Origin of the sequence: Sporosarcina sp. OR05, from assembly GCF_041414805.1 — a bacterium.
GTDB classification, from domain to species: Bacteria; Bacillota; Bacilli; order Bacillales_A; family Planococcaceae; genus Sporosarcina; species Sporosarcina saromensis.
The window spans coordinates 24,744-41,190 of record NZ_JANKJL010000011.1; the positions used below are offsets into that span (position 1 = coordinate 24,744).

Sequence of the window (16,447 nt, forward strand, 5' to 3'; positions counted from 1 at the left end):
CTATTTTTGTTTGAATGCCTGCAACCCAAACCTTTTAAATTGATTTTTTTACCATCATACAGTGAAATTTCTTCTTTATAATAGAAATTAAGATTCGGAAAAATTATCAGAAAGCTAATTTACTGTTAAGGAGGTGAAGTTCATTGGTGAAAATCACGAAAAAATGGCGTGTAGGATCAATGGTTGTTGCTGTTCTTTTATTTGCGTTACTACTTACAGGCTTTCGATTACAGTGGATTAATACGTTTAACGAAACAGGAGATCAGCCAATTATTGAGAATGGGGTGCTTGATTTACGTGAGTGGGATTTTTCGGATGGAAAAGTCCTATCACTGAATGGCGAGTGGGGGTTCTCCCCTTATGAACACATTACAACAATACCGAGGGCAAGCGATAATGTGACAGAACGTTATATACAAACACCGGGAGATTGGTCAGAAGTATTGAATCCAGGAGACCATAGTCCGTATGGGTATGGCTCTTATCATCTACGCATTTTAGTTAATCCTGATCAAAACCAAACATATGGAATGCAGGTTCCAAGCATTCGTAGTTCCTCCGCCTTGTATATTAATGGATTATTTTCGGGGAAATCGGGAGAGGTTGCAGACAATGAAGAAGATGCCCATGCACTAAATGTTCCATATGTATCGTCTTCTATTCGGGCGGATGAAGAGGGTGTTATAGAGATTGTTTTACAGGCAACAAACTTCGTGGACCCCCGTTCAAGTGGACTCGTTCGTTCAATTAAATTCGGTTACGAAGAGAACATCTTATCAGATGTAAAACTATCGACGCTGTTACAAGTGATTACCGCAGTTGTTTTTATCATTCATGCTTTATTTGCTTGTATATTATTTGTAATTGGTATTAGAGATCGTCGTCTTCTTTACTTTGCTTTAATGTTACTTGTAAGTTCTGTTTCGAATTTGATGGGTGGCGACGAAAAAGTATTATTTCACTATATCGAGATGGATTACACAGGTTCTTTTAAAATGTCTTTTTCACTGTTAATACTATTTGGTTTAGCGATGATCCATTGTGTGAAGCCGCAAATTCAATCTTTAGTGTGATGATGCCGATAATATCTGGATATGATTTAACAAAGCGCATTCGTGAACGTTTTTCACTAACGGAGCTTCCAATTTTGTTATTAACGGCGAGGAGTCAACCAAAAGACATTGAAAATGGTTTTTTGGCAGGTGCCAATGATTATGTCAAGAAACCCGTAGATGCATTGGAATTCAAATCAAGAGTTCAAGCGTTGGCGGGTGTAAAAAAAGCAATGCAGGAAAAACTCCAAATCGAAGCAGCTTGGCTCCAGGCACAAATTCAACCCCATTTCTTATTTAATGCTTTGAATACAATTATGGCATTAAGTGAGATTGATCTTGATCGAATGCAAAAGGTGTTAGAAGCATTTAGCCAGTTACTACGCGGGAAGTTCAAGTTTACTGATTTGAATGAACTTGCTCCACTTGAAGATGAACTGGAACTAGTCAGAGCCTATTTACTCATTGAAAAGGAAAGATTTGCAGATCGCTTACACATTAAATGGGAGGTAGACGATGATTTACAAGTCATTATTCCTTCACTAACGATACAACCACTCGTGGAAAATGCGATTCATCACGGCATTATGAATCGTCCAGAAGGTGGGCAGTTAACGATATGTATTTCACAATTGGAAAATCATATAGAAATACGCGTGGAAGATGATGGAGTAGGTATGGAGAAATCGAAAGTAGAGGGGTTATTGAAGAAAACTGCTAGTCATAAATCAGGCATTGGTTTATTGAATACGGACCTTCGGTTAAAACATCAATTTGGTCAAGGGCTAAAAATTGAAAGCGTTAAAGATAAGGGGACAAAGGTATCCTTTATGGTTCCGAATGACATAGGGAAATAAATAATATTCAAATTTGAAAACACCTCTCGCTAAAAAGTGGGTAATACCCAGCATCTAGGCAGCGAAGAGGTGTTTTCTATCATCCTCCCACTAAATTGTATTGTCCGTGCTGGACTAGTTTGAAGTAGGTTTAGCAAGTCTATAGCATGAAAGCAACCGTTGACGAGTATTATCAAAGACTAAAACAAACAAATGTTCTATAATAATGGTAACTTGATAGGGAGGTACGTTGCGTGAGACCGATACTTAGCAAAGAGTTATACCCGCAAGATTTTCGCAATTATTATTGGTTAAAAGAAGAGCTGCAAACATTTTGTAGAGAGAATGGAATGCGTGTTTCTGGATCGAAAATGGAGCTTACGGAGAGAATTTCAGCCTTTTTGCAAACAGGAGAAATTCAAAGACCCATCCAGAAAGAAAAATCTCCTTCTAAGAAAGCGATGAATACCAATCTCAGTTTGGACACGATCATTTCGGATAACCACCGCTGTAGTCAAGCCGTACGAGCGTTTTTTCAATCAGTCATTCCGAACTTTCATTTCTCAACGTTTATTCAAAACTATTTTAGAGAAAACGCAGGGAAGACCTATTCGGACGTTGTCAACGCATGGCATGAAGAAGAAGAGCGAAAAAAAGACCCGGCGTATAAAAGGCAAATTGGTTCACAGTTTGAATACAACCAGTTCACTAGAGACTATTTTGCAGATCCCACTAACAAACATAAGAGTCGAGCAGATGCAATAGAAGCTTGGCATACAATTAAAAGGCTACCGGGGAGTAATAAGTATATTCCAGGGAATGAACAAGAAATATAGGAATAACATAAAGATAGATGGTTATTTTTGCGTTTAATAAAATAATGATTTTTATTGCTAAAACAGTTTAATTGTTAAAAATATAAACATTCACTTTCTGTAATTGTAGAGTGGCTTCACCATCACACCGAATAACTTTCAAAAATTTTATTAAAGTAGAGTCTACGTCTAACGTTTTGAACCATCAATTTAGTCTTAGAGGAAATTAAAAAAGGTACCACCCTACATATATAAGAGGTAGGTGGTACCTTTTTTACGCATTTAATTCCCCGCAGAGCGATCGTCTAAATACCGGTACAATGTGGATTTACTGATGCCTGTAGCTTCTTTGATCTCATAGAGTGAGTATTTTTTGCTGTCGTACATTGCAAACGCACGTTGTAGATTCTCATCGGATTTCCGAGGGCGGCCGATCAATTTGCCTTGTTCTTTTGCTTCTTGTAAGGCGAAGGTGGAAGAATGGCTTAAAAAGGTCGATTGGATGTTCATGAAAAATGTAGCACTCTGAAGGAAAGTGTGTTGCTGGATGGTGCGATTGGTCAGTTGCTCATCTAAGAAATGGATGGTGATTTGATCGCGTTCGGCGAGCCGTAATACGTCGAGTAGTTGTTGCAACGAATCGGCTAACGCTTCGACGTTTTGGAAATATAATTCATCCCCTTGTCGGACAGTCATGAATAACTGCTCAAGTGCAGTTCGTTTCTTCGCAAGTCCATGGGTTTCACGGTATTGGTGTTCAAGCGTGAGTCCTTTAAGCTGTTGTGTTCCTTGCTGATCTTGTACAATCGGTCGGCTGTATCCGTACTTCATTTTTTCACCTCGTTGTTCCCAAAACTATTCACTTATGGGACGACAAATGATATGCTAATAACATTCTACCACTAGGGAATTCTATTTGTAAGTTTAGTCATCATGAGAGGGGCACTTTTAGAATATGTATAGTTTAAAACAACAATGGTTTGGGAATGTTCGTGCTGACCTGTTGGCGGGTGTCGTTGTAGGACTGGCACTTATTCCTGAGGCATTGGCTTTTGCTTTTATCGTTGGCGTCGATCCGCGTGTTGCGTTATATGCTTCGTTTGCAATTGCCGTCATTACGTCATTTGTAGGCGGCAGACCAGGGTTAATTTCCGCGGCGACCGGGGCGATGGCTTTGGTGCTTGTCAGTTTAATGGCAGACCACGGTTTGGAATACGTATTGGCTGCGACAATTCTCACGGGGATCATTCAATTTATCCTTGGCGGGCTCGGTGTCGCGAACTTAATGCGCTTCATCCCGAACTCGGTCATGCTCGGGTTCGTAAATGCGCTAGGAATTATGATTTTCATGTCGCAAGTGCAATATTGGTTTGGATCGACAACTTCTGCATTTTTATTCGCAATGATTACACTGATTTTAGTGTATGCGATTCCGCGGTTTTTCACAGCTATTCCTGCGCCTTTAATCGCAATTGTCGTCATGACAGCGATTGCGCTTATGAGCGGTGTAAAGATGCAAACAATCGGTGACTTAGGGACGATGCCGAATTCGTTACCGACATTTTTCTTTCCTGACATCCCATTGAATTTAGAAACGTTGAAAATTATTTTACCGTATTCATTGGCATTATCGATTGTTGGTTTGTTGGAATCATTGCTTACTTCTCAAGTATTGGATGATATGACGGATACACCGAGTAACAAAAATCGGGAAGCGCGCGGACAAGGGATTGCGAATTTCATCACCGGATTTTTCGGTGGCATGGCAGGATGTGCGTTAATTGGCCAGTCCATCATTAATATCAAATCGGGTGGTCGTGGTCGATTATCGACATTGACCGCTGGTGTCTTCCTCATGTTCTTGATCATTGTTTTAGGAGATCTGGTGACGAAAATTCCGATGCCCGTTCTTGCAGGGGTCATGATCATGGTAAGTATGACAACGTTTAACTGGGGCTCATTTAAGTTTTTAAAACAAGCACCGAGAACGGAATCATTAGTTATGCTCATTACTGTCGTAATTATTTTGTACACGCATAACTTGGCAATCGGTGTCGTCGTCGGTGTCATCTTAAGTGCGTTATTCTTCGTAGCGAAAATTTCCCGTGTGACCGTAACGAATCATGAAGGGGAGTACAAAATTAAAGGACCGTTATTTTTTGCGTCCACGACGAAATTCATTCAGTCATTCGATAATGTGACGGAGCAGGACATCATCATTAATTTCGAAGATAGTCAGCTATGGGATGAATCGGCAGTCGGTGCAATTTTTAAAGTCGTTCAGAAGCTTGAAGAAAAAGGTGTGAACGTGAAGATTCAAGGGTTGAATGCTTCAAGTAAGCATTTATACGAAAAGTTACTGTAAAGTAAGTATAACGGTACATTGAGGGAGGAACCCACATGAAGATTGCTGTAGCGATTGATGGATCAGAGAACGCGTTACGTGCGGCAAAACATGCAATCCAACTTGCGCAATACGTTCCAAATGCACAGTTGGAAATCATTTATGTTGCAGATTATAACAAGGCGAAAGACGAACGGTTATTAGCACAAAGCCCTGAAAGTCTTTCGTTAAAACGGGAACAAAAAGTGCACCCAGTTTTAGATTTGGCGACAGAAGCAGGTGTGAAGGCTGATATTACCATGTTGAAGGGGACGCCAAGCCTTGAAATCATTAAATATGTGAATGAAAAAGACATTGACCAGCTTGTTATCGGCAGCCGTGGATTGAATACGTTTCAAGAAATGGTGCTCGGCAGCGTTAGCCACAAAGTGATGAAGCACGTGGACTGTCCAGTAACGGTTGTGAAGTGAGTGAAGAAGGTACTTGAAGGAGCAAGGGGCATAAAACATGCCGCTTGAGTTCCTAACAAGTACCTTTTTGTGTATCTTTCTAATTGCTTCGCAAAAAAATGGTAAGCCGTCTATTTCCCTAATCTGTTACAGAAATATTCATTAGATTATAAGTGTCTTCTAAAACAAAGTCAGTGAGATACCTGTTCTAGCTTTTTCTAAACAACGCAGTCCATAGAGCCGAAGTTCCAAAGCATTGCTGATCGTTTTCGAAATCTTTCATTCTCCGTATTTCAACAACTTCAAAACGATTAAAGATTGTTCGCAAGGATTCTTCAGTAAAGCCCAAGCCTCCTTGTAGACTACGCCTTCTATAAACCTCCCAATCCGTTATATCAGCCCCACCTAACTCACCACCTTTTACGAAACACGTAATGGCAAAGTAGCCACCGGGTTTTAAAGAATGAGAGAGTAAGTTAAGATAGCTCATTCTTCTATGTGGTGCTATATGATGAAAACAACCAGAATCGTAAATAATATCGTAGGCTTCTTCTTTAAGTTGTAGCTCGAAAATGTTTTTGTGAATGAAATTTACAGAGACCTCTTTTTCGTTAGCGCGTTCTTCCGCCCACCGAAGAGATTCTTCAGATAAATCAACAGCGTCAACGGTACATCCTTTTTCAGCAAAGTATAGAGCGTTTCTACCGGGGCCACAGCCAAGTTCAAGGACATTTCCAGGCTGCATGAATTGATTTTCAAAATAGGAAACTAAGTTCTCATCCGGTTTATTTACGAAAAAGGGGATTTTTTTATCACGGTCCTCATAAAATGCATTCCAAAAATCTGTAGGTTCTCTTAATAAAGAATCTAACATCTCTACGACATCATCGTAGCTACTAATTGTCTCATTCAACTAAATCCCTTCTTTCTTCAACTATATATAAATTATACTGAAAATTTTGAGTGGTAATAGGTCATTGCCGTTACAGAATAATTAAAATGATGGCTTCCATTGTTGCTTTGACGGTACTGGAAAGGGGTATGAGCGCTTTACAATCAGCAGTGTGACTTCAGGCAGGTAAACAGGTGTTATGTGGGTGTCGGAGGAGTAAAAGTAGGAAAGCGTGTGTTGTAGTAGTGTTAGAACGTGTGCATCTAACAAGAGTGGCGAATAAATTGTTACAAATGTTGCAAAACGATTACATGCTATCAGACACAAGTAAAATAGTTCAGTTGAATATAAAATAGATTGAAATTATTCTTTATGTTACAATTATTTACAGGTTACGATCTGCGAGGAGGGGAATAAGACATGGAAAAGATTGTGTTAGGCCTATTTTTCATTTTCTTTACGACAAATGTATCTTTTGTCGATACAGGAATCGTGTTCTATGTAACGAATGTAATTGGTTATCTATCCATGTATGTAGGTGTTCGTGAGTTGCACTTGCAAAGTGATCAATTCAAGCGAATTCGATTATGGATAGGATTCATGCTTGCGCATAGTGTATTTTTTGTCGTACTCAATGGCACTGGGAACTCAATTCAGACTCATGCGTTATCTACATTTAGTTCATCGTTTGTTGGATTTTTTCTCCTTGCACTGGCACTAGTAGGAATGAGCATAATTTTTTATATTCTCCATTTGCTACTGCAGGAAGGTATATTTGCAAAGGTAGACAGGTTAGTAGGAGGCGTGTTTGCTACGTTTATAGTGGCGGGTATTTGCTTTTTCGTTACCCCTTCCTACGCATTCCTGCCAATGATTGTCTTATTGTTGCTTGAAGCGGTTTTGCTCATTCGTATGTATGCCACAATACAACAACAAAAAGTGATTAGCGCGCAATAAGAGATAGAATGGAAAAAGGAACTGCAACTCAATGCAGTTCTTTTCTATGTTCAGCAATATGCTTCAGCTCTTTTGCACGACTTATGATGAAGTTTTTCATGTAGCGCTCTAGAAATAACCTATCTGCACATCGACCTATTACTCCAAATGGAGACTTGTAAGTGAACGAGTCTTTCATCACCGTTCCACTGCCACGTTCTTGAAATGTGTGCACATGTGTAAATGAATGAAAAGCCCCTGAGAGCATGACATCTGTGAATGAATAAGGAACATCCATTTGAATGATTTTTGCTGTTAACCGTTGCTTTATGCCGAAGTGTACAGCTTCCCATGTTACAGTGTCACCTTCATCCATCAACCCTTGTGTAACGCCGTCGACTGCCCGCTCTTTCTTTTTTGCAGTCGTCAACGTATGCACTTCGACATTGCGCGCTAGGTCGAAGCAAATATGCATAGGGGCTTCCATATAGATCTCGTATTCAATGGTCGGCATTTGTTCAACCCCCTTGCATGCTAACGTCTTGTTAGGAGTGTACCAAATACCCTAATGCATAAAAAAGCACAACCCCATGCAAGAGAGGTTGTGCTTCGGACTTAATTTCCATTGTAATGAATTGGTGATCCTGGTCCAAGGTCGAAGCCGAACAGCATCCAGACGATGAGCGTCAAGCTCCAGAACAACAAGAAGAACATCGAGTAAGGGAACATGACCGATACGAGTGTCCCAATACCCATTTTCTTATCGTATTTCTGTGCAAATGCAATGATGATTGCAAAGTACGTCATCAGTGGTGAAATGATATTTGTTGATGAATCTGCTACACGGTATGCCATCTGTGTGAGCTCTGGTGAATAGCCAAGTTCCATCATGATTGGAACAAATACTGGTGCCATCATTGCCCATTTTGCGGACGCACTACCGATGAACAGGTTAATGAATGCCGCGATAACAATGAACAATAAAATCAATGGAATGCCCGTCAAGTTGATGCTTTCAAGGAATTTTGCACCATAAACACCGAGAACGAGTCCCATGTTTGATTCTGAGAAGAATGCAACGAACTGGCTCGCTGTAAAGGACAATACAATGAAAGTACCCATTGCAGCCATTGTGGCAGATAACATCTTCGCAACATCTTTGTCATTCCGTATTTCTTTTGTCACTTTCCCGTAAACGAGTCCAGGTACGAAGAAGAGGAACGCGATAATTGGTACAAGTGATTTCATGAATGGTGATTTGATAATCGGCATATCCGCTTCATCTCCACGTAGCGGTGCACCTGGTAGTAATACGAGTAAAGAGACAAGGATTCCAGCTATGAGCAATGAAAGTCCAGCCCATAGTAACCCTTTTTTCTCGATAGCTGAAAGTTTTTCTACCTTTTCACGGAATTCACCGTTGTATTCCCCAAGACGTGGTTCGACAATTTTCTCCGTCACCCAAGCCCCTACTACTGTAAGAACTACAACAGAAAATGCGATGAAATAATAGTTCATGGCGATATTCATGCCATCCGCATAAGTTGGATCAAAAATTGCAGCGGACATGATTGTTAATTCCCCTAATAGAGCATCTGTCCCAGAGAGCAATAAGTTAGCGCTGAAACCACCCGATACGCCAGCGAATGCCGCTGCAAGACCTGCAAGCGGATGTCGTCCGAGTGCGGCAAAGATGACAGCCCCTAGAGGTGGTAGTACAACATAGCCTGCGTCAGAAGCAACACTCGACATGACACCTGCGAAAACGAGTCCAAGTGTGATTAAGCGCTTTGGCACGGACATGACGAATCCTCGAAGTAACGCACTAATTAGACCAGACCCTTCGGCTAGTCCAATTCCAAGCATTGTGATGAGCACGACTCCAAGAGGTGCGAAACCGATGAAGTTAGCTGTCATGTTGGTAATGATATAGTGAATGCCTTCTACACTGAGAAGGTTCGTAACCTCAATCGATTCTCCTTCCTTCCCTGGGTGAGGAACACTAATCCCAAAGGAAGATACGACAGCTGAAAGAACAATGACAACAAGTGCAAGGATCGCAAATAATGTCACTGGATGTGGTAAGCGGTTCCCTGTTTTTTCGATCATATTTAAAAACTTTTGGAAGAACCCTGTACGTTTTGTATGCATGGAAGACCCCTTTCTCTCATCAGAATACATTTCATTATTCTGTTAATTTTGTCTGTATTTTGGTTAAACTTTAGTATAGTAAACTTTCATTGGAAGATAAATAGTAGAGTAAAATGATTAAATTTGAGGAAATATCCTACTAGTTAGTAAATTATTTAGTTGTTGTATTGTAGGGGTTCATTTATTTAGGGTATCGAAAAATAGTATAAAAAATTCTATGGAGTGGCTTCTTTGAAGTGGCTAGCGACAAGTGGATATTCTAATCGTGGAAAAATAAATAGTACCTACGGAGAACAAGTATAGAAACATATACCTACAAAAAAATGGCATTAATAAACCCACCTGGAGTCATATGCTCAGGTGGGTTATTGATGTTCTACAGATTAAATCAAGTCTTTGACAGCCTTCGACATCGTCGCGCCATCTGTTTTACCCGCTAGCAACGGTTTCGCAATTTTCATGGCATCACCCATGTTCATGCCTTTTGTAACACCTGCTTCAGTGAGCATCGCTTTTACTTCTTCTTCGCTTAATTGCTTTGGCAAGAAGGATTTCAATAGTAACAATTTCTTCTCCTCTTGCTCAATCAAATCTTCGCGTTGTGCTTGTTTTGCACCATCTAACGCTTGGTTCGTCTGCTTAACTTCGCGGTTGACGACTGCAATTTCCTCTTGCTCTGTCAATGCAGACCCTTTCTCTTTTTCAGCAGAATCCAATGCGGATTTTAAAAGCGTTAGTACACCTTTTGCGAGAGTGTTTTTTTCCTTCATTGCGGTTTTCAATTGTTCGAACACAGTTGTTTTTAACATATTGTTTCTCTCCTCTCTCTGTTTCGTTAGAAATGAACGACACAAAGCTATGTGTAAAAAGTATAGAAGAGATATTTCCCAAAATCAACTTTCGTCTTCACTGCATAAACAATTTGAATACAAATGGATGACTCTGGCAACTATGAATAGAAAGCGGTCATTATTTGAAGGAGGAAAACGAAATGGCAGACAATCCTAAAGGCGTACAAGATAAAAAAGGCATGAGCCGCCGTACGTTCATGAAAAATACGGGCCTTGTGGCGGGTGGAGTAGTCGGTGGGGGGCTATTTGGCAGTCTACTGACAAACCAGCTGCAAGATAAGCCCGCCGTACAGTCGACACAAGAAAACGGACTTATCCAAGATGCGCGTGTTTTTTTCAGTCGCGGACAAGATTTTGATATTTTAGCTGCCGCCACAGAGCGTATTTTTCCAAAAGATGATTTAGGACCAGGGGCAATTGAACTTGGCATTCCGTATTTCATTGACAAACAATTGAGCACAGAATGGGGCATTAACGCCAAGGAATATATGAAAGGGCCTTTTGCCGTCTATACGACCAATACAGGCACGCATAATAACTCGCGAAATCAAAGCCAACAAGGACCAAACGCTGAAACGCAAGTACCTGCTCCAACGCCGCGTTACCAAACAAAAATGACGAGAAGTGAGATTTTTGTTACGGGGCTCCGTGAAATGGATAACGTTGCACAAAAAGAATTTGGTGCAAGCTTTGTCAAACTAACAGGAGAACAACAAGACGAAGTGCTGCGCATGTTCGATGAAGGAAAAGTGGACTTAAAAGGGATCGGTTCGAAAAACTTTTTCAATATGTTGCTGCAAACGACATTAGAAGGCGCTTACGCAGATCCCGTTTATGGTGGAAATAAAAACATGATGGGCTGGAAGATGAAGGAATATCCAGGTCCGCGAGCAAGTTACATGGCACAAATTGAAGTAGATGAATTTGTAAAGTTAGAACCACAGAGTTTACGCAATTATCAAGGTCATTAATGGGAGGAAACATAGATGGTCATTAAATTAGAAAAAGTAGATGTCGTCGTCGTTGGAACAGGTTGGGCAGGAGGCGTTGTCTGCGCTGAACTTTCAAAAGCTGGCTATAAAGTAGTCGCATTGGAAAGAGGGAAAAACCAGACGAGGGAAGATTACATCGGTGTTAAGGATGAGTTGCGTTATACAAATCGGTATGAAATGATGCAAAACCTTTCTTCTGAAACCATTACATCTCGTAATAATTTAGACGAAGTCGCTCTTCCGGTCCGGACGCGTAAAGAAATGATGGCGGGAACGGACTTAGGTGGTGGCAGCGTTCACTGGGCTGGTGCATGCTACCGATGGACACCGTATGATTTTGAGATTAAAAGCAAGACGATTGAGCGTTATGGAAAAGGCAAGATTCCTGAAGGGATGACGATTCAAGACTGGGGCATTACGTATGATGAGATGGAAAAGTACTATGATAAATGGGAGAAGACAGCGGGCATTTCAGGTGAAGCGGACCCGAATCCACTCGCCGCAAAACGCTCCAGCGACTATCCAAACCCGCCTATGAAAGAATCACCACCTATTAAATTGTTCAAAGAAGCAACAAAGAAATTAGGCTATCATCCTTTCCAAGTACCAGCAGGAAATTTATCGCAGTCATACACAAATCCAGATGGTGAAGCGATGAATGCTTGTATGTACTGTTCTTATTGTACGCAATACGGTTGTGACTTCGGTGCTAAATCAGATCCGCTTGTTTCCGTCATTCCGACTGCGACAAAGACGGGGAACTTTGAGGCTAGAGTCGGAGCGAATGTCCGACGCGTCCTCTACAAAAATGGGAAAGCGACAGGTGTCTTGTATGTGAACACATTGACGGGTGAGGAATACGAACAACCTGCAGACGTAATCGTACTCGCAGCATTCACCTTTACAAACAATCGTTTGCTCTTACTATCTGGAATCGGCGAGCCGTATGATCCGAAAACGCGAAAAGGGGTCATCGGTCGAAATTACAACGGTCAATTCGGCATTACGTTCCTAGGTGCACGTGGCTTCTTCGATGAGAAGAAATTCAATTACTATGCAGGTGCAGGAGCATTAGGGGGCGTCATCAGCGATTATGCAGCGGATAACTTCGACCATACGAATTTAAATTTCCTCAACGGTGGCGGTATTGAAATGCGTCAATACGGTTCCGGCCCTATCGCAACGAACAAAGTGCCAAAAGGAACACCTTCATGGGGAGCAGAATTCAAAAAGAAGTCTGTTCATTATACAAATAGATCATTGGTCGTTTGGTACACATCCGCAAACATGGCGTGGTGGCACAATTACCTCAGTTTAGATCCGACTTACAAGGATGACAACGGTGATCCGCTATTACGCGTAACCTTTAAATATACTGACCAAGACCGCAATATCGCTAAATTCGGTATCGAGAAATCTCGTGAAATTATGGAAGCGATGGGCGCAGACATTGTGGATGAGGATGAAGTGCCTCAAGAATTCGACCATGTCTATGACGGTGGCCATTACGCAGGTGGTGTCATCATGGGTACAGATCCTACGACGTCTGCCGTAAATAATTATCTACAAATGTGGGATGCAGAAAATATCTTTGTTATCGGTGCGTCCGCGTTCCCTCAATTCGCAGGCCATCACCCGACAGAAACCGTTGGTGCGCTTGCCTATCGTGCTTCAGAAGGAATTGAGAAGTACTTGAAAGAAGGCGGTATGCTGGTCGCTAAAAAAGAAGTGAGTACGCAAGTGTAACAGCAGTTCAAAACCGAATCTAGAACGAATAAATCGCATGAAACCAACCTATTTATAGTTGGTTCATGCGGTTTTTTGTTGCTTCAAAACGGAACCAGTTCAATTAAAAATACATATACTACAGGTAACGTGCCATTTAAAGAGGGGGGTACTTGTTATGCCAGACTTCTGGCTATTGCTGAGTGGACAAATGACATGGAACTGGTCGTTATTTGTTGTATGCGCATGTACTTATTGTGTGTATATATGGTTGATTACTAACTATACAGCGTTAACATGGCTCAGCTGTAAACCAATGCTGTTTCTAGTTAGCATGATTCTCTTGTATGCCATCGTCGGTAGCCCTTTAGCCGTCATCAGCCATCTATCCTTCAGCTTACATATGATTCAAATGAGCATCTTATACTTCCTCATTCCACCACTGCTTCTCCTTGGGATTCCCGAATCACTGTTCCAAAAACTAACAAGTAAGCGTTTTGTCAAAACAACTTCTCGCCTCAGAAACGTTCCGATCGCAAGCCTCTACCTGTTTGCGCTACTTTTTCTGCTTTATCATTTACCTTTCATGCTTACTGTTTTAGTAAAAATACCGATGCTTCAAAATGCGTATCTGTTTGTGCTATTCATTCTTTCCTTCGGGATGTGGTGGCCGATGGTTACGCCGGACCCCAAAAACCGTTTAGCTGCCAATCAAATGAAGCGGTACGCTATGAACAGTGGGTACATCCTTTTACCCGCTTGCCTATTATTCATACTGACTGCTTTTATGGATAGCGGCAATAATGCTTTATTCAACCAACTTACGGTCCATTTATGCCTGCCACCAAGTCTCGGTTACACCGATGTATTACCATCTCCATTCAATACGAAATACGACCAAGCCCTGTCCGGATTTTTCATGCTCGGGTTGCACAAGGTTAGTTTAGGGATGGTTATGAAATATGAGGGACAAATAGAAGTGAAAAGCCGCTATCCCGATTAACTCCGGACAGCAGCTTTTTTAGATTTTCTTCACAAATTCAGTTTTTAGTTGCATGGGGCCGAATCCATCAATTTTACAATCAATATCATGATCGCCATCCACCAATTTAATGTTTTTCACTTTCGTTCCCATTTTGACAACATTGGAACTGCCTTTCACTTTCAAATCTTTAATGACCGTAACTGTGTCTCCGTCTTGCAAGACGTTTCCGTTTGCATCACGGTACACTTTCTCCTCCTGCGCCTCCTGTTCGGATTCAGCTGTCCATTCGTATGCACATTCAGGGCAAACAAACAGATTTCCATCTTCGTATGTGTATTCTGAATTACATTTAGGACAATTTGGCAATGTACTCATCATCTGATTCCTCCATCCGGTATGTTCCTCTCTACTATATCAAACAAAATAAGCCAAGTGGTGGATCATATTGTAGATTAAATCCTGGAAAGTATCATCATAAAGTAAAGAAAAGTGAATCAATTTGAATGAACCGTGAAACTTTGGTATATTATAAGCAATATGGAATCTAAGAAGTGGCCAAGTAGATGGAAATTGTGAAACAGAAAGTATAGCGAATGTTGAGAGCTATACCACCGCTTTTCATTGAACCCTACCACGGAGATGTTATGCAAACATAACCGAGTCGTTTTCGTTACTAAACGTCCGAGGGCTTATGAACGTTATAAGCTGAACGAAGGTGGTACCACGTCTATCCAGCACAAAGACGTCCTTATTTGAGGGACAGCTTTGTGCTTTTTATTATGTCTAGGGAGGAAAATAGTATGAGCAATCAGCAAAACGATTTTTCAAAATGGTATATCGATACGATTCAAAAGGCAGATTTGATGGACTACACGCCAGTGCGTGGATGTATCGCCTTTAAACCGGATGGCTTTGAAATTTGGGAGCACATCCAAGAAGAGATGAATAGACGCTTTAAAGAAACAGGTCACCGAAATGCGTATTTCCCGATGTTAATTCCTGAATCGTTCTTCCAAAAAGAGAAGGATCATATTGAAGGATTTTCTCCTGAACTACCATGGGTGACGGAAGCTGCGGGCGAGCAATTGGAAGAACGTTTGGCGCTACGTCCTACATCCGAAACGATGATCGGTCATTTGTATTCAGATTGGATCAAGAGCTACCGCGATTTACCAGTGTTAATTAACCAATGGGCGAACGTGTTCCGTTGGGAGAAGAAAACATTGCCGTTCATCCGTACATCCGAATTCTTATGGCAAGAAGGCCATACAGCACATGCGGATGAAGAAGAAGCACGTACAGAAACAATGCAAATGTTGAACATTTATAAAGAAGTGGTTGAAGAATTGCTTGCGATTCCTGTCTATGACGGTCAAAAAACGCCATCAGAACGCTTTGCCGGTGCGGTCGACACGTATTCAATCGAAGCGATGATGAAGGACGGAAAAGCGGTACAAGCAGGAACGTCCCACTATTTAGGTACGAAATTCGCGGAAGCGTTCGACATCAAGTATTTGACGAAGGAAAACCGTCATGAATTTGTCCATACGACATCTTGGGGTACGTCCACGCGTCTTATCGGTTCTGTCATTATGGTACATGGTGATGAGCAAGGGCTCGTATTACCACCACGTATTGCACCAACACAAGTCGTGTTAATTCCAGTAGGACCGTGGAAGAAAAATCCTGCCATCATGGAAAAACTCGACGCAATCTTTGCGGAGTTGAAAGCGAAAGGTATCCGCGTCCGTTTGGATGATTCCGATCAATCGCCGGGTTACAAGTTCAACGAGTGGGAACTAAAAGGCGTACCTGTTCGTATTGAGCTTGGACCACGTGACTTGGAAAACAACCAAGCACTTATGAAAGCTCGAGATGAAGGCGAGAAAGTAGCAGTTGAATTGTCTCAAGTTGTTGAAAGTGTAGAAAAGGAATTACAAACGATGCAAACGCGTTTGCTTGAAAAGGCACGCGCATTCCGCTCGGAGCATTCCCACACACATATTGATACATTGGACGAGTTAACAAAGCATATTGCGGACTCAGTAGACAAAGGCGAAATCCCTGGATGGATCCTTGCAGGCTGGTGTGGAGACGACGCGTGCGAAGAGCACGTGAAGGAAGAAACGAAATTTACAACACGTAACATTCCATTCAATCCACCATCAGAAAAATCGACATGCATTAATTGTGGCAAAGACGCTAAGCATACAGTGTGGTTCGCGAGAGCTTATTAATAAAAAGCTTAGTGAATTAGGCAGTTCCACATTGAAATACTGGGAACATCCCAAGTACCCCTGTTCAGTTTTCCGACTGAATGGGGGATTTTTTTATTCTGTTTTTGGGAGTGCATGTTGTTGGGATGGTGTAGTACGAAGGTCACGAAATGGCGATAACTTTCACTATACGATTGATAAGT

Annotated in this window: 16 protein-coding genes; 10 read left to right on the top strand and 6 right to left on the bottom strand. The window is 41.4% G+C overall.

Features of this window, described 5'->3' with window-relative positions:
* The first annotated feature begins 143 nt into the window (after positions 1-143).
* From NRI27_RS13950 to NRI27_RS13960, 3 genes are all read left to right on the top strand, one after another.
* Entirely contained in the window at positions 144-1,073 is a 930-nt protein-coding gene (locus tag NRI27_RS13950; RefSeq protein WP_371391281.1) for a hypothetical protein, read from the top strand.
* Between the two features lie 2 nt (positions 1,074-1,075).
* A complete protein-coding gene (locus tag NRI27_RS13955; protein ID WP_371391282.1) occupies positions 1,076-1,909 on the top strand; it encodes a histidine kinase in 834 nt (277 codons plus the stop codon).
* Positions 1,910-2,142: 233 nt separating this feature from the next.
* Positions 2,143-2,724: a DUF6434 domain-containing protein gene (locus NRI27_RS13960; RefSeq protein WP_371391283.1), complete on the top strand. Its 582-nt coding sequence runs from the start codon at positions 2,143-2,145 to the stop codon at positions 2,722-2,724.
* Positions 2,725-2,985: 261 nt separating this feature from the next.
* Here NRI27_RS13960 and NRI27_RS13965 read toward each other — a convergent pair whose 3' ends face one another.
* Complete coding sequence (locus NRI27_RS13965; RefSeq protein WP_371391284.1) at positions 2,986-3,534, bottom strand: recombinase family protein; 549 nt, start codon at positions 3,532-3,534, stop codon at positions 2,986-2,988.
* Positions 3,535-3,658: 124 nt separating this feature from the next.
* Between NRI27_RS13965 and NRI27_RS13970 the strand changes: the two genes are divergently transcribed.
* Positions 3,659-5,068, top strand: coding sequence for a SulP family inorganic anion transporter (locus NRI27_RS13970; RefSeq protein WP_371391285.1), 1,410 nt, complete (start codon positions 3,659-3,661; stop codon positions 5,066-5,068).
* Positions 5,069-5,103: 35 nt separating this feature from the next.
* Entirely contained in the window at positions 5,104-5,517 is a 414-nt protein-coding gene (locus NRI27_RS13975) for a universal stress protein (RefSeq protein ID WP_317945723.1), read from the top strand.
* 187 nt (positions 5,518-5,704) lie between these two features.
* Here NRI27_RS13975 and NRI27_RS13980 read toward each other — a convergent pair whose 3' ends face one another.
* Positions 5,705-6,409, bottom strand: a complete 705-nt coding sequence (locus NRI27_RS13980; RefSeq protein ID WP_371391286.1) for a class I SAM-dependent methyltransferase — start codon at positions 6,407-6,409, stop codon at positions 5,705-5,707.
* A 399-nt stretch (positions 6,410-6,808) separates the two neighbouring features.
* On the opposite strand from NRI27_RS13980, the gene NRI27_RS13985 reads away from it, so the two are divergent.
* The gene (locus NRI27_RS13985) at positions 6,809-7,345 is read left to right on the top strand and encodes a hypothetical protein (protein WP_371391287.1); all 537 of its coding nucleotides are present in this window, start codon (positions 6,809-6,811) and stop codon (positions 7,343-7,345) included.
* A gap of 28 nt (positions 7,346-7,373) precedes the next feature.
* On the opposite strand, the gene NRI27_RS13990 is transcribed toward NRI27_RS13985, so the two are convergent.
* The 3 genes from NRI27_RS13990 to NRI27_RS14000 form a co-directional block, all read right to left on the bottom strand.
* Positions 7,374-7,838 (bottom strand): SRPBCC family protein, encoded by a 465-nt coding sequence (locus NRI27_RS13990; RefSeq protein WP_371391288.1) that lies wholly within the window; start codon positions 7,836-7,838, stop codon positions 7,374-7,376.
* Positions 7,839-7,939: 101 nt separating this feature from the next.
* On the bottom strand, positions 7,940-9,475 hold the full coding sequence (locus tag NRI27_RS13995) for an AbgT family transporter (RefSeq protein ID WP_371391289.1): 1,536 nt from the start codon (positions 9,473-9,475) through the stop codon (positions 7,940-7,942).
* Between the two features lie 383 nt (positions 9,476-9,858).
* Complete coding sequence (locus tag NRI27_RS14000) at positions 9,859-10,284, bottom strand: GatB/YqeY domain-containing protein (protein WP_317945715.1); 426 nt, start codon at positions 10,282-10,284, stop codon at positions 9,859-9,861.
* A gap of 182 nt (positions 10,285-10,466) precedes the next feature.
* Between NRI27_RS14000 and NRI27_RS14005 the strand changes: the two genes are divergently transcribed.
* The 3 genes from NRI27_RS14005 to NRI27_RS14015 all read left to right on the top strand — a co-directional run bounded on the left by NRI27_RS14005 (position 10,467) and on the right by NRI27_RS14015 (position 14,046).
* Positions 10,467-11,297, top strand: a complete 831-nt coding sequence (locus tag NRI27_RS14005) for a gluconate 2-dehydrogenase subunit 3 family protein (RefSeq protein WP_317945713.1) — start codon at positions 10,467-10,469, stop codon at positions 11,295-11,297.
* 15 nt (positions 11,298-11,312) lie between these two features.
* On the top strand, positions 11,313-13,064 hold the full coding sequence (locus tag NRI27_RS14010; protein ID WP_371391290.1) for a GMC family oxidoreductase: 1,752 nt from the start codon (positions 11,313-11,315) through the stop codon (positions 13,062-13,064).
* Positions 13,065-13,221: 157 nt separating this feature from the next.
* Entirely contained in the window at positions 13,222-14,046 is an 825-nt protein-coding gene (locus NRI27_RS14015; RefSeq protein WP_371391292.1) for a cytochrome c oxidase assembly protein, read from the top strand.
* Positions 14,047-14,064: 18 nt separating this feature from the next.
* On the opposite strand, the gene NRI27_RS14020 is transcribed toward NRI27_RS14015, so the two are convergent.
* Entirely contained in the window at positions 14,065-14,403 is a 339-nt protein-coding gene (locus tag NRI27_RS14020; protein WP_371391293.1) for a zinc ribbon domain-containing protein YjdM, read from the bottom strand.
* Positions 14,404-14,828: 425 nt separating this feature from the next.
* Between NRI27_RS14020 and proS the strand changes: the two genes are divergently transcribed.
* The gene (proS, locus tag NRI27_RS14025; RefSeq protein ID WP_371391294.1) at positions 14,829-16,265 is read left to right on the top strand and encodes a proline--tRNA ligase; all 1,437 of its coding nucleotides are present in this window, start codon (positions 14,829-14,831) and stop codon (positions 16,263-16,265) included.
* Positions 16,266-16,447 lie beyond the last annotated feature (182 nt).

Excerpts from the sequence above, each read along its gene's own strand:
- NRI27_RS13985 (WP_371391287.1), top strand. The coding sequence starts at position 6,809 with ATGGAAAAGATTGTGTTAGGCCTATTTTTCATTTTCTTTACGACAAAT.
- NRI27_RS14010 (WP_371391290.1), top strand. The coding sequence starts at position 11,313 with ATGGTCATTAAATTAGAAAAAGTAGATGTCGTCGTCGTTGGAACAGGT.
- NRI27_RS14000 (WP_317945715.1), bottom strand. The coding sequence starts at position 10,284 with ATGTTAAAAACAACTGTGTTCGAACAATTGAAAACCGCAATGAAGGAA.
- NRI27_RS13970 (WP_371391285.1), top strand. The coding sequence starts at position 3,659 with ATGTATAGTTTAAAACAACAATGGTTTGGGAATGTTCGTGCTGACCTG.
- proS (WP_371391294.1), top strand. The coding sequence starts at position 14,829 with ATGAGCAATCAGCAAAACGATTTTTCAAAATGGTATATCGATACGATT.
- NRI27_RS14005 (WP_317945713.1), top strand. The coding sequence starts at position 10,467 with ATGGCAGACAATCCTAAAGGCGTACAAGATAAAAAAGGCATGAGCCGC.
- NRI27_RS13975 (WP_317945723.1), top strand. The coding sequence starts at position 5,104 with ATGAAGATTGCTGTAGCGATTGATGGATCAGAGAACGCGTTACGTGCG.
- NRI27_RS13990 (WP_371391288.1), bottom strand. The coding sequence starts at position 7,838 with ATGCCGACCATTGAATACGAGATCTATATGGAAGCCCCTATGCATATT.
- NRI27_RS13955 (WP_371391282.1), top strand. The coding sequence starts at position 1,076 with ATGCCGATAATATCTGGATATGATTTAACAAAGCGCATTCGTGAACGT.
- NRI27_RS14020 (WP_371391293.1), bottom strand. The coding sequence starts at position 14,403 with ATGAGTACATTGCCAAATTGTCCTAAATGTAATTCAGAATACACATAC.
- NRI27_RS13995 (WP_371391289.1), bottom strand. The coding sequence starts at position 9,475 with ATGCATACAAAACGTACAGGGTTCTTCCAAAAGTTTTTAAATATGATC.
- NRI27_RS13965 (WP_371391284.1), bottom strand. The coding sequence starts at position 3,534 with ATGAAGTACGGATACAGCCGACCGATTGTACAAGATCAGCAAGGAACA.
- NRI27_RS14015 (WP_371391292.1), top strand. The coding sequence starts at position 13,222 with ATGCCAGACTTCTGGCTATTGCTGAGTGGACAAATGACATGGAACTGG.